Source organism: Streptomyces sp. NPDC047061, assembly GCF_040643955.1.
Taxonomy (GTDB): domain Bacteria; phylum Actinomycetota; class Actinomycetes; order Streptomycetales; family Streptomycetaceae; genus Streptomyces.
Map to the genome: position 1 here is coordinate 375,490 of NZ_JBEYVI010000002.1, position 13,013 is coordinate 388,502.

Sequence of the window (13,013 nt, forward strand, 5' to 3'; positions counted from 1 at the left end):
CGTCTCCACACTCCTCCGAAGCCAGTCGGTTGCACGACCGAAACTTTCGGAGGCACCCGCAATGAGATCTCTGAGAACAGGCTTACCCGCAGGCTTGTCCATCGGCTTGTCCACGGGCTTGTCCCTGGCGGTGGCACTCGTCACCGGCACCGCCCTGCTGTTCACGGCGCCCGCCGCGCACGCCGCCGACACCCCGCTGCGCGACCTCGCCGCCGCCAAGGGCAAGGTCATCGGCACCGCGGTCACCGGCTCCAAGCTCACCGGCACCTACGGCGACCTGGCCGGCGGCCAGTTCAGCTCGCTGACCCCGGGCAACGCCATGAAGTGGGGGACCGTCGAGCCCACCCAGGGCACCTTCAACTGGACCGAGGCCGACCAGATCGTCGCCTTCGCCCAGGCCCACAACCAGCAGGTGCGCGGCCACACCCTGGTCTGGCACAGCCAGAACCCGAGCTGGCTGACGAACGGCACCTGGACCTCCGCCCAGCTGAGCAGCCTGCTACAGAACCACATCAGCACCGAGGTCGGCCGCTACAAGGGGAGGATCGCGGCCTGGGACGTCGTCAACGAACCCTTCAACGAGGACGGCACCTACCGGTCGACGCTCTGGTACAACGGCCTCGGCTCCGACTACATCGCCAACGCCCTGACCTGGGCGCACGCGGCCGACCCGGACGCCAAGCTGTACATCAACGACTACAACGTCGAGGGTGTCAACGCGAAGAGCACCGCCCTGTACAACCTGGTGAAGTCGCTCAAGGCGGCCGGCGTCCCGATCGACGGGGTCGGGCTGCAGGCCCACCTCGTCCTCGGCCAGGTGCCCTCCACCCTCCAACAGAACATCCAGCGCTTCGCCGACCTGGGCGTCGACGTGGCGGTCACCGAGCTGGACATCCGGATGGCACTGCCCTCCGACAGCACCAAACTCGCCCAGCAGAAGGCCGACTTCAAGTCGGTGGTGGCCGCGTGCGTGGCGGTGAGCCGCTGCGTCAACGTCACCGTGTGGGGCTTCACCGACTCCGACTCCTGGGTGGACAGCACCTTCCCGGGGTACGGCGCGGCGACCCCGTACGACGCGAACTACGCGCCCAAACCGGCGTACTACGGGATCTCGGAGGCGCTCGGCGGGACCACGACCACCCCGCCGCCGACCGGTGCCTGCACCGCCGCCTACGGCGTGAGCAGCCAGTGGAACACCGGGTTCACCGGCCAGGTGACCATCTCCTGCTCGGGCGCCTCGCTGTCGTCCTGGCGGGTGAGCTGGACGTACGGCGCCGGTCAGCAGATCACGCAGGCGTGGAACGCGGTCTGCACCCAGTCGGGCGCGGCCGTGTCCTGTGCCAACGCTTCCTACAACGGGACGGTGGCGAACGGGAGTTCGGTGAGTTTCGGGTTGAACGCGTCCTGGAGCGGGAGCAATCCGGTGCCCACCGTCACGCTGGGCTGAACCCGGACTGAGAAGGGTGAGATTTTCCGAAGAAAACCCCTTCGCGGCGCCCGCGCTAACAGTCCCCTAATAATTCGGACTTACGTTCCTGCCTTGTGACGGGACAAGAGGAGCAAGGCGACGCGGGCAGACGGGTGGGCCGGCGGTCGAGAGTGCTGAAGATCGTCGGCCTCACCCTGGCGGGGGTCATGACGCTCGGCATCGCGGGCGCGGGGTGGGTCTACTGGCACCTCAACGACAACATCAAGAGCGTCGACATCAACAGCGCGCTCGGGGACGACCGCCCGGCGAAGGCGGTGACGACGCCGACGGCCACGGCGTCCGCGTCCGCCTCCCCGAGCCCGCTGCCCACCGGCTCGGTGAACATCCTGGTGCTGGGCTCGGACTCGCGCAGCGGCAAGGCGAACAAGAAGCTCGGCGGCGGCAGCAGCTCGGGCGCCCGCTCCGACACCGCGATGGTGGTCCACATCGACGCCGGCCGGACCTCGGCCACCGTCGTCAGCATCCCGCGCGACACCCTGGTCACCCGGCCGTCCTGCCCGCTGTCCTCCGGCGGCTCGACGTCCGTCGCCTACAACGCGATGTTCAACAGCGCCTACTCGGTGGGCGGGGCGGTGTGCGCGGTCAAGACGGTCGAGTCGATCACCGGTGTGCGCATGGACCACTACCTGGAGATCGACTTCTCGGGCTTCGCGAAGCTGGTCGACGCGCTCGGCGGGGTGACCGTGACCACCGACCAGGACATCGACGACGACGACAGCCACCTGCACCTGAAGAAGGGCACCCACCACCTGGACGGCACCCAGGCCCTGGCGCTCGCCCGCACCCGGCACGGCATAGGCGACGGCAGCGACCTGGGCCGGATAGGCCTCCAGCAGAAACTGGTGAAGGCCCTCCTCGACCAGATGGCCTCCAGCAATCTGCTGACCAACCCGGCCAAGCTCTACGAGGTCGCCGACGCGGTCACCTCCAGCCTCACCACCGACACCGGCCTGGACTCGCTCAGCGAGCTGATGCGGCTGGGCCAGAGCCTGAAGGGCCTCACCTCCGACAACGTCAAGACGGTGATGATGCCCGTGGTGACCGCACCCTCCGACCACAACCGGGTGATCGCGAAGGAACCGGCGGCGAGCGACCTGTGGGAGTCGTTGCGGTAGCGGGTGGCCTTGAGAGTTTCGCCCTGAGACGAGGAGACACCGCAAGGAGGACGGTTCTACCACGGCCGACGACCGAGGGGATCGGTATATCCTCAGGTCACTCGGTCGTGCGTAGGCGCGCCGGAGGAAGCGGGCGTACGGGAGCACTGGAGCGCGGAAGGAGCTCGCCGCTGGCTGACTTTCCTCGCCGTGGCCGACAGTTACGGCGGTGACATCCGCATCCTCCGCACCAACGAGCCCGTGGCTCCCCGCGAGGTGATGCTGCTCACCGGTCACAACGACTCCGTGCTCTCCCTCGACTTCAACTCGGACGGCAGTCAGCTGGCGAGCGCCAGTGCCGATGGGACCGTTCGGCTGTGGGATGTCGGTGACCTGCGGTAGCGCGTCGTCCACATCCGTGACTCGAAGCTCAGTCTTCGGGGCGACGCCTCCGAGTTGACCGTGCTCCTGCTCCTCCCTGACGGAGTCCGTCGCGCTCGTCGTCGCTTGAGCTTCGGGGGTCGGGATCCGAGACCCTTTTTGCAAGGAATGGGTGGGTGGGCTCAACCCACCCACCCTCCCAAGTCGCCCGCTGGCCAGGCGAGATGACTTTTCGTGATCGGGTCACGCCGCAGCGTCGCGAGCGTGTAGCGTGCGCCACGAAAGCATCGACCCCCGTGGGTGTTGGAGCACCGCGCGGGGGTCTGACCACCAGATCGAATGAGAGTCGTCGATCCATGGCTACCGCCCAGCCTAGTGCTGCCCCGCGCCCGTCCGCGCACCCGAAGGCCAATCCCGGCTACGGAAAGAAATCCGCCCCGGGCCAAGATCCCCGCACCGGACGCGACTTCGCCCACCTGCCCGTCCGCGAGGCAGCGATCGCCACGTACCTCGACCGGCTCGACGACGAGGCGGACATCTCCATCAAGACACTGGCCAAGCACCTCCCGTACGGCCAGTGCGCCATCGGGACCGCCCTCAACAACCTCTCCGCGGCGGGCCATCTGCGCCGCGTGCGCCGCCCCGTCACCGTCGACGGCAATCCGCGCTGGGTCTGGCACACCTTCTTCTCCCGCGTCGCCCGTGACGACGCGTGGTGGGACGCCTTCCTCACCGGCGAGGTGCCACCCGTCGCCGAGCCTTCCCAGGCGGCGCGCACGGTGGCGTACAACGTGGTCGCTCGCCTCGGTCGTATCGAGCCCCGGTTGACGCTGTCGGCAGGGGAGTGCGGCGCACTGGAGGAGAGCGCAGCGGAATGGTTCGCGCGGGGCGCGAGTGAGGCGCAGCTCGTGCAGGCGATGACCGCCGGGCTGCCGGAACACGTGGCGCATGCCTACGGGTTCGTACGCGCCCGGCTCGTCTCGAAACTTCCGCCGGAGCCGCAGTCTCAGCCGCCCGCCCGGTACGAGGTCGTGTGCACCGCCTGCGCTGAGCCGGCGGCCGGGGCCTCGCTGCACGGCGGGCTCTGCGAGGGCTGCCGGGGAGGACGGTCCGGCCTCACCGCCGACCAGGTCCACGCGCATGTGGGGCGACTGCGTGCCGCCCTGCGCACCCGGCCTCGTACACAGAAAGGAGCAGACGCATGACGACCTTGCAGCACGGGCCGCCCGCGGTCGGGGCAGGATGGAGGGGAGGAGGCGACACCATGACCCCCAGCACTGCCGACCGGCCCCAGATGCTCGTCGAGGAATTCGAGGAGCTCGCCCGCCATGCGCCGGAGTCGGCGCGCCTGGAGTTCCTGAACGGAAAGATCGGGGTCAAGCCCATGCCGGACGGCAACCATGGACAGATTGTCGCCTGGCTTCTCAAGCGATGCATGCAGCACCGTCCTGAGCTGTTCCTCTTCCCGGAGCAGGGGCTCGAGGTCGAGGCGTACCGCAAGGGACGTGCGAGGCCGGACGGTGCCCTGGCAGCCGAGGAGTACTTCGTCGGCAAGGGCGAGTGGGCCGAGCCGGACGGTGTCCTGATGGTCGTCGAGGTCACCTCCCACGACCGGGACGCCGACAAGCGGGACCGGGTCGAGAAGCCCGACGGCTACGCGGCCGCCGGCATCCCCGTGTACCTACTCGTCGACCGGGACCTGACGAGCGTGATCGTCTGCTCCGACCCGGAGCGCGGCGTCTACCGTTCTGTCACCAGCCGGGCCTTCGGCGCCGTGATCGAGCTCCCGGATCCCGTCGGTTTCACGCTGGAGACGGAGAAGCTCAAGGACTTCGCTGACTGATCCGGCCTTGTCTGACCTCTTCTGACCTGCGGAAACGCTCATCGGAAAATTGTCTTCGAAGAGATTTCGCGAACGTGTCGATCCGCCCGTCCCCCGTTCGACGCATGGGTGAGCGGCGAGGAAATGCCCCGCCGCACCGGAACGAGACCGAGGAGTCACCATGCCCCGTTACCTGTCGCTCGTGCGGATCGACGAGACCACCGCCCCCGCCGAGGGGCCCAGCCAGGAGCTGATGCAGCGGATGGGCGAGCTGATCGAGGAGATCACCAAGGCCGGCGTGATGCTGGACACCGCGGGGCTCACGCCGACCTCCCAGGGGACGCGGGTGCACTGGGAGGGCGGCAGGATCTCCGTCACCGACGGCCCCTTCACCGAGTCCAAGGAGGTCATCGGCGGTTACGCGATCATGCAGTGCAAGGACAAGGCCGAGGCCCTGGAGTGGACCAAGCGGTTCCTGAAGGTGCACGAGGAGTACTGGACCGTGACCTGCGAGGTCCGGGAGATCGCGGAGGGCTGACCCTCCTGGCGTACGTCCGGTGGTGGGTGTTGCATGGGGGGCTGTGAGCACACAGCCCCCCGCCGACGCCCCCGCGAGCGCCGGGGCCGCGGCCCGGCACGCCATCGAGACGGTCTTCCGGCTCGAATCGCCCCGCGTGATCGCCGGCGTCGCCCGGATCGTCCGGGACGTCGGCATCGCGGAGGAGCTGGCGCAGGACGCGCTGGTCGCCGCCCTGGAGCAGTGGCCCCGGGACGGCGTGCCCGACAACCCGGGCGCCTGGCTGACGGCCACCGCCCGGCACCGCGCCGTCGACCTGGTCCGGCGCCGGGAGAACTACGCCCGCAAGCTCGCGGAGATCGGCCGCAGCACGGAGACGACGGCGCCGCCCGAGGAGCCCGCCGACCCGGACGACATCGACGACGACCTGCTCCGCCTGGTTTTCACCACCTGCCATCCGGTGCTGTCGCCCGAGGCCCGCACGGCCCTCACCCTGCGCCTCCTCGGCGGCCTGAGCACGGCCGAGATCGCCCGCGCCTTCCTGGTCCCCGAGCCGACCGTCGCCCAGCGCATCGTCCGCGCCAAGCGCACCCTCGCGACGCGGAACATCGCCTTCGAGGTGCCGTACGGCCCCGACCGTGAGGCCCGGCTCGGCTCGGTCCTGGACGTCATCTACCTGATCTACAACGAGGGTTACGCGGCCACGGCGGGCGACGACTGGCTGCGCCCCTCGCTGTGCGAGGACGCGCTGAGGCTGGCCCGCGTGCTGTCGGGGCTGATGCCGAAGGAGCCGGAGGTGCACGCCCTCGCCGCCCTCCTGGAGTTCCAGTCCTCCCGTACGGCCGCCCGCACCGGCCCCGACGGCGCACCGGTCCTCCTGCGGGACCAGAACCGCCGCCGCTGGAACCGCATGCTCGTCGCCCGCGGGATCAGGGCCCTCGCCCGCGCGGACGCCACGGCGGCCGGCGCCCCGGGGCCGTACGCCCTCCAGGCGGCCATCGCGGCCTGCCACGCGCACGCTTACACGTACGAGGAGACCGACTGGAAGGCCATCGCCACCCTGTACGGCCTGCTGGCCGCCCGCTCCCCGTCCCCGGTCGTCGAGCTGAACCGGGCGGTGGCCGTGTCGATGGCGGACGGCCCGGCGGCGGCCCTGGCGCTCGTGGACCCGCTGACCGCCGAACCCGCCCTGCGCGACTACCACCTGCTGCCGAGCGTCCGCGGCGACCTGCTGGCCCGCCTCGGGCGGACGGCCGAGGCCCGCGCGGAGTTCGAGCGGGCGGCGGCACTGGCCCGCAACGAGCGGGAACGGGAGCTGCTGCTGCGGCGGGCACGGGAGCTCTGAGCGCCCCGAAGGGGCGCGGGGCCGTCCTCGACGTGCGGCTGCCGCCGCGTGGGCGCGACCAGCCACGACGGCGCGGCAGCCGCTCGACAACACATCGCGGCGCATCGCGGCGCAGCCGCCGGAGCGCTCAGGGACGTGCCGGGCGGCCCAGCAGCATGGTCGGGGCGCCCGCCACCCGGGTCAGGAAGACGGTCGCCGTGTTGCGTCCCTGCGGCTTCGGCAGGGCCTTCCTGCGCAGCTCCTCCGGCTCCACCGCCGACCCGCGCTTCTTCACGGTCAGGTTCCCGACCTCGCGCTCGCGCAGCAGTGCCTTCAGCTTCTTGACGTTGAAGGGGAGTTCGTCGGTGATCTCGTACGCCGTCGCGTAGGGCGTGGCCCTGAGCGTGTCGGCCGTGATGTACGCGATCGTCGGGTCGACCAGACCGCCGGCGAGCTCCTCGGCCACCTCGGCGACCAGGTGGGCGCGGATGACGGCGCCGTCCGGCTCGTACAGGTAACGGCCGACCGGCCGGACCGCGGGGTCGGGGAGGCCGCGGCCGAGCAGGGTGCGCGGGCCCGGGAGGAGGGTGGCGCGGACGGCTCCCGGGGCACCGGTGCCGAACCAGAGGACGGCCTCCTTCACGTCACCCGCGTCCGAGATCCACTCCGCCTCGGCGGCCGCCGGGACCGCCTCGTGCGGGATGCCGGGGGCGATCTTCAGCGCGGCGGTCCGTGCCCGGTGGGCCGTCTCGACCGCCCAGGACAGGGGCGGTGAGTAGGCCTCCGGGTCGAAGATGCGGCCGCGGCCGCCGCGCCGGGCCGGGTCGACGAACACGGCGTCGTGGCCGGCCGTGTCCACCTCCTGGACGTCCGCCTCCCGGACCTCGATCAGGGAGGCGAGCCCGAGCGCCTCGGCGTTCGCCCGCGCGGTGGCCGCCGTCACCGGGTCCCGGTCCACGGCGAGGACGCGGATCCCGGCCCGCGCCAGCGCGATCGCGTCGCCCCCGATGCCGCAGCACAGGTCGGCGACCGAGGTGACCCCCAGCGCCTTCATCCGCTCCGCCCGGTACGTGGCGACACTCGCCCGCGTCGACTGCTCGACCCCGTTCGGCGTGAAGAACATGCGGCCCGCGTCCGCGTCCCCGAACTTCGCCGCCGCCCGCTGCCGCAGCCGGGCCTGGGCCAGCGCCGCCGACACCAGTTCGGCGGGGTGCTCGCGGCGCAGCCGGGTGGCCACGGCGAGCTCGTCGGCGGGCGCGGTGCCGCGCACCTCGTCGAGGAGGGCGCGGCCCTCGGGGGTGAGGAGGGGGGAGAGGTGGTCGTTCACCGGGTCATTGTCGGCCAGTCGGTGGATGGTTCGCCTCCGGCCGCGGTGTCTGCCCGGGTTCCGGGAAGGTGCCTGGAAGGATCCGACGCCATGCGAGCAGTCGTACAAAATGACAAAAATAGGGCAGTACTCGCCGTTGCCGCCCTCGCCACGGCCGCTGCCGCCGTCGTCTCCGGCTGTGCCGGACCGGGGGGCGAGGCCGACGTCCGCCCCGCCGCGGGCCAGCAGGCCCACCGGGGCGCCGCTCCCGACTCCCGCGCCGCCCTGGTCGCCGCCGCCCGGCGCTGGGGCCTGGACGCGGTCCCGCTGCAACCCCCGGCCCCGCCCAGGCTCAAGCCGAGGATCACCGCTCGCGACGGCTTCGAGGTGGACGGCCAGGAGGAGGACGACCTGCCCCCGGTCTTCACCACCATCCCGACCAGGAAGAAGGTCGTCTTCCTCACCATCGACGACGGCGCCGAGAAGGACCCGGACTTCCTGCGGATGATGGACCAGCTGCGGATCCCCTACAGCGCGTTCCTCAGCAACTACCTGGTCAAGGACGACTACGGCTACTTCCGCCGGATGCAGGCCGAGGGCCACACCCTCAACAACCACACCCTCACCCACCCCTACCTGCCGGGCCTCACCTACGAGGAGCAGAAGCACGAGATCTGCGGCATGCAGGAGATCATGAAGAGGGAGTTCGGCAAGGCGCCGACGGTCTTCCGCCCGCCCTACGGCAACTACAACGGCGACACCCTGCGCGCCGCCAAGACCTGCGGCATCAAGTACGCGCCGATCTGGGACGAGGAGGTGTTCGTCGACCACTGGGAGTACCGGGAGTGGGACCGCGCACTGCACCCCGGTGACATCGTCCTCACGCACTTCCGGGGCCGGAACGACTGGGACGGCACCATGGTCGACGACATGCGCCGCTTCCTGAACAAGGTCACCCGCGACGGCTACGCGGTGGCGCGCCTGGAGGACTACCTGTGAGCCGACCGAGGGCGACGGCCGCGCCGCCGGCCGCCGCCCTCCTGGTCGTCCCCCTCCTGGCCGTCTCCCTCCTCCTGTCGGCCTGCGCCCCGTCCGTCGACCCCATCGAACGGCTCGGCAGGAAGGCGGCCGGCCGGGTGCACCCGCAGGGCCCGGCCGGCGAGCCGGCGTACCGCAGGTGGGGCCTGACCGCCCCCCTCTCCCCGGCCCCCCGCCCGCCGCTGCACCCGCTGTCCTTCCGTGCCGCCCTCCCCCCGGTCGTCGACCACGTCCCCACGTCCGACCGGGTCGTCTTCCTCACCTACGACGACGGCGCCGAGAAGGACCCCCGCTTCGTCGACATGGTCCGCGAACTGCGGCTGCCGGTGAGCATGTTCCTCACGGACAGCGTGGTCGGCCCCGGCTACGGCCACTTCGCCCGCCTCCAGTCGGTCGGCGCGAGCGTCCAGAACCACACCCTCGACCACCCGGCCATGCCCGGTCTGCCGTACGCCGGCCAGCGCGCCGAGATCTGCGGCCAGCAGGAGAAGCTGAAGTCCCGCTTCGGCATCCGCCCCCGCCTCTTCCGCCCGCCCTACGGCACCTACGACCGCACCACCCTCCGCGCCGCCGCCGACTGCGGTGTCGCGGCGGTGGTCCTGTGGCGGGCGGCGATGACCCCCGACGGCATCACCTACCGGGGCGGGGACAAGCAGCTCCGCCCCGGCGACATCATCCTGGTGGGCCCCGACGAGGCCCTCGGCCCGCCCCTCAGGGAGCGCACCGCCCGGCTGCTGCGCCGGGTGCAGGCGAGCGGGCTGACGGTGGGCCGGCTCGAGGACTACCTCTAGCCCAATATGACCTTTTGACTTTAGTGGTCAAGTCGATGCTGGTGCTCTCCGCTGTCTCCTACCGGCGTGATGGATCCGTTTTAACTTGAATATTCATGTCAATGGATCCTCGCTCGGAGCAGGGGGCACAACATGAGCGCACTACTGACACCCGGCGTGGAGGTGCGGCGCGGTGAGGCGCGGCTCGCGAGCCGGCTGTCCTGGCTCGACTCGAAGCACTCGTTCTCCCTCGGCACCCACCGGCCGGACCCGGCCAACACGCACCACGGGGTGCTGCTGGTCCACAACGAGGACCTGGTGCAGCCGGGCACGGGCTTCGACACCCACCCGCACCGGGACATGGAGATCGTCACCTGGGTGCTCCAGGGCTCACTGGTCCACCAGGACTCCGGCGGCCACTCCGGCGTGATCTACCCGGGCCTGGCCCAGCGGATGAGCGCCGGCACCGGCATCCTGCACTCGGAGAAGAACGACACCTACCGGGCCGCCGGCGGGCTCCCCGCCGACCCCGTGCACTTCGTCCAGATGTGGGTCGTGCCCGACGAGGCCGGCGTCACGCCTGGCTACGAACAGCTGGAGATCGACGCCGAGCTGCTGTCCGGCGGGCTGGTCAGGGTGGCGTCCGGCATGGACCGGCACAAGGACGCGAGCGCCATCCGGATCCGGAACCGGCACGCCGCGCTGTACGCGGCACGGCTGCGCCCCGGCGGGCAGGTGACCCTGCCCGAGGCGCCGTACCTGCATCTGTTCGTCGCCCGCGGCGCGGTGGACCTGGAGGGCGTCGGGGCGCTCGGCGAGGGTGACGCCGCGCGCTTCACGGCCACCGGCGGCCACCGGGTGACGGCCTCGGAGCCCGCCGAGATCCTGGTGTGGGAGATGCATGCCGCCGTCGATCTGTGACCCCCGAGGGGGCCGATTCCGGCGGCGCGCGGCCCGCAACTGGCACTCCGCTTGACCGAGTGCTAATCGCGGTCATAGTCTCGGCTCTGGCACTCGGCAGATGAGAGTGCCAACAACGCGACGGGCAGGTCCGGCACCCGCGACGACGGATCCACCTGGTCGCCACCTCAGACAGTTAACCCCGTGAGATCTCCGAAGGGGGAGGTCGGATCGTGACGACCACCAGCTCCAAGGTTGCCATCAAGCCGCTTGAGGACCGCATCGTGGTCCAGCCGCTCGACGCCGAGCAGACCACCGCCTCTGGCCTGGTCATCCCGGACACCGCGAAGGAGAAGCCCCAGGAGGGCGCCGTCCTCGCGGTGGGCCCGGGCCGTTTCGAGAACGGCGAGCGCCTGCCGCTCGACGTCAAGGTCGGCGACGTCGTTCTGTACAGCAAGTACGGCGGCACCGAGGTGAAGTACAACGGCGACGAGTACCTCGTCCTCTCGGCTCGCGACGTGCTCGCGATCATCGAGAAGTAATTCACCCAAAAGCACATTCTGCTTTGAGCTGCGCCCCTGGCCCCCGCGACCTTGTGAAGCCGGGCGTCGGGGGCGCCGTTCGTTTCACCCACGCTTTCCGAGAGGGCTGAACCGCTCCCATGGCGAAGATCCTGAAGTTCGACGAGGACGCCCGTCGCGCCCTCGAGCGCGGCGTCAACAAGCTTGCCGACACGGTGAAGGTGACGATCGGCCCCAAGGGCCGCAACGTCGTCATCGACAAGAAGTTCGGCGCCCCCACCATCACCAACGACGGTGTCACGATCGCCCGCGAGGTCGAGCTCGACGACCCGTACGAGAACCTCGGCGCCCAGCTGGTGAAGGAGGTGGCGACCAAGACCAACGACATCGCGGGTGACGGTACGACCACCGCCACCGTGCTGGCCCAGGCGCTCGTCCGCGAGGGCCTGAAGAACGTCGCCGCGGGTGCCTCCCCGGCCGCCCTGAAGAAGGGCATCGACGCCGCCGTCGCCGCCGTCTCCGACGAGCTGCTCTCCTCCGCCCGCCCGATCGACGACAAGGCCGACATCGCCGCCGTCGCCGCGCTGTCCGCCCAGGACACGCAGGTCGGCGAGCTCATCGCCGAGGCGATGGACAAGGTCGGCAAGGACGGTGTCATCACCGTCGAGGAGTCCAACACCTTCGGTCTGGAGCTGGACTTCACCGAGGGCATGGCCTTCGACAAGGGCTACCTGTCGCCGTACTTCGTGACGGACCAGGAGCGCATGGAGGCCGTCCTGGAGGACCCCTACATCCTCATCAACCAGGGCAAGGTCTCCTCCATCGCCGACCTGCTGCCGCTGCTGGAGAAGGTCATCCAGGCGGGTGCCTCCCGGCCGCTGCTGATCATCGCCGAGGACGTCGAGGGCGAGGCGCTCTCCACCCTCGTCGTCAACAAGATCCGCGGCACCTTCAACGCGGTCGCGGTCAAGGCCCCCGGCTTCGGTGACCGCCGCAAGGCGATGCTGGAGGACCTCGCGGTCCTCACCGGCGGCACGGTCATCTCCGAGGAGGTCGGCCTCAAGCTCGACCAGGTCGGCCTGGACGTGCTCGGCTCCGCCCGCCGCGTCACCGTCACCAAGGACGACACCACGGTCGTCGACGGCGCCGGCGACTCCGCCGCCGTCACGGGCCGCGTCGCCCAGATCAAGGCCGAGATCGAGAACACCGACTCCGACTGGGACCGCGAGAAGCTCCAGGAGCGCCTCGCGAAGCTGGCCGGCGGCGTGTGCGTGATCAAGGTCGGCGCCGCCACCGAGGTGGAGCTGAAGGAGAAGAAGCACCGTCTGGAGGACGCCATCTCCGCGACCCGCGCCGCGGTCGAGGAGGGCATCGTCTCCGGTGGTGGCTCCGCGCTCGTCCACGCCGTGAAGGTCCTGGAGGGCAACCTCGACAAGACCGGCGACGAGGCCACCGGCGTCTCCGTGGTCCGCAAGGCCGCCGTCGAGCCGCTGCGCTGGATCGCCGAGAACGCGGGCCTCGAGGGCTACGTCATCGTCTCCAAGGTCGCCGACCTGGAGAAGGGCAACGGCTACAACGCCGCCACCGGCGAGTACGGCGACCTGGTCAAGGCCGGCGTCATCGACCCGGTCAAGGTCACCCGCTCCGCCCTGGAGAACGCCGCCTCCATCGCCTCCCTGCTCCTGACGACCGAGACCCTGGTCGTCGAGAAGAAGGAAGAGGAAGAGGCCGGCGCCGCGGGCCACTCCCACGGCCACTCGCACTGAGGCAACCCACTGAGGCAACGGTCTCCGAGGCGCCAGCCTCTGGGCAGCAGTCTCTCGGGAAGCAGTCTCTCGGGAAGCAGTCTCT

The 13,013-nt window shown here is 70.5% G+C and carries 13 protein-coding genes; 12 read left to right on the forward strand and 1 reads right to left on the reverse strand.

Annotated elements, in window-relative coordinates; genetic code table 11:
* Window positions 1-61 precede the first annotated feature (61 nt).
* The 7 genes from ABZ887_RS05235 to ABZ887_RS05265 all read left to right on the forward strand — a co-directional run bounded on the left by ABZ887_RS05235 (window position 62) and on the right by ABZ887_RS05265 (window position 6,648).
* Complete coding sequence (locus ABZ887_RS05235) at window positions 62-1,447, forward strand: endo-1,4-beta-xylanase (RefSeq protein WP_361283043.1); 1,386 nt, start codon at window positions 62-64, stop codon at window positions 1,445-1,447.
* Window positions 1,448-1,599: 152 nt separating this feature from the next.
* Window positions 1,600-2,604 carry an LCP family protein gene (locus ABZ887_RS05240; protein WP_361283367.1) on the forward strand — a complete coding sequence of 335 codons (1,005 nt, stop codon included), beginning with the start codon at window positions 1,600-1,602 and terminating at the stop codon, window positions 2,602-2,604.
* Window positions 2,605-2,793: 189 nt separating this feature from the next.
* A complete protein-coding gene (locus ABZ887_RS05245; protein ID WP_361283045.1) occupies window positions 2,794-2,985 on the forward strand; it encodes a WD40 repeat domain-containing protein in 192 nt (63 codons plus the stop codon).
* A gap of 335 nt (window positions 2,986-3,320) precedes the next feature.
* A complete protein-coding gene (locus ABZ887_RS05250; protein ID WP_361283047.1) occupies window positions 3,321-4,169 on the forward strand; it encodes a hypothetical protein in 849 nt (282 codons plus the stop codon).
* A gap of 59 nt (window positions 4,170-4,228) precedes the next feature.
* A complete protein-coding gene (locus ABZ887_RS05255; protein WP_361283049.1) occupies window positions 4,229-4,807 on the forward strand; it encodes a Uma2 family endonuclease in 579 nt (192 codons plus the stop codon).
* 160 nt (window positions 4,808-4,967) lie between these two features.
* A complete protein-coding gene (locus ABZ887_RS05260) occupies window positions 4,968-5,324 on the forward strand; it encodes a YciI family protein (protein WP_361283051.1) in 357 nt (118 codons plus the stop codon).
* A 43-nt stretch (window positions 5,325-5,367) separates the two neighbouring features.
* On the forward strand, window positions 5,368-6,648 hold the full coding sequence (locus ABZ887_RS05265; RefSeq protein WP_361283053.1) for a sigma-70 family RNA polymerase sigma factor: 1,281 nt from the start codon (window positions 5,368-5,370) through the stop codon (window positions 6,646-6,648).
* A gap of 127 nt (window positions 6,649-6,775) precedes the next feature.
* On the opposite strand, the gene ABZ887_RS05270 is transcribed toward ABZ887_RS05265, so the two are convergent.
* On the reverse strand, window positions 6,776-7,954 hold the full coding sequence (locus ABZ887_RS05270; protein ID WP_361283055.1) for a class I SAM-dependent methyltransferase: 1,179 nt from the start codon (window positions 7,952-7,954) through the stop codon (window positions 6,776-6,778).
* Between the two features lie 90 nt (window positions 7,955-8,044).
* Here ABZ887_RS05270 and ABZ887_RS05275 point away from each other — a divergent pair, with 90 nt between their 5' ends.
* From ABZ887_RS05275 to groL, 5 genes are all read left to right on the forward strand, one after another.
* Window positions 8,045-8,932: a polysaccharide deacetylase family protein gene (locus ABZ887_RS05275; RefSeq protein WP_361283057.1), complete on the forward strand. Its 888-nt coding sequence runs from the start codon at window positions 8,045-8,047 to the stop codon at window positions 8,930-8,932.
* Window positions 8,933-8,973: 41 nt separating this feature from the next.
* Window positions 8,974-9,762, forward strand: a complete 789-nt coding sequence (locus tag ABZ887_RS05280; protein ID WP_361283369.1) for a polysaccharide deacetylase family protein — start codon at window positions 8,974-8,976, stop codon at window positions 9,760-9,762.
* A 132-nt stretch (window positions 9,763-9,894) separates the two neighbouring features.
* Window positions 9,895-10,662 (forward strand): pirin family protein, encoded by a 768-nt coding sequence (locus ABZ887_RS05285; RefSeq protein ID WP_361283059.1) that lies wholly within the window; start codon window positions 9,895-9,897, stop codon window positions 10,660-10,662.
* Window positions 10,663-10,874: 212 nt separating this feature from the next.
* Window positions 10,875-11,183, forward strand: a complete 309-nt coding sequence (groES, locus tag ABZ887_RS05290) for a co-chaperone GroES (protein WP_066995800.1) — start codon at window positions 10,875-10,877, stop codon at window positions 11,181-11,183.
* Between the two features lie 119 nt (window positions 11,184-11,302).
* A complete protein-coding gene (gene groL / locus ABZ887_RS05295) occupies window positions 11,303-12,928 on the forward strand; it encodes a chaperonin GroEL (RefSeq protein WP_361283062.1) in 1,626 nt (541 codons plus the stop codon).
* Window positions 12,929-13,013 lie beyond the last annotated feature (85 nt).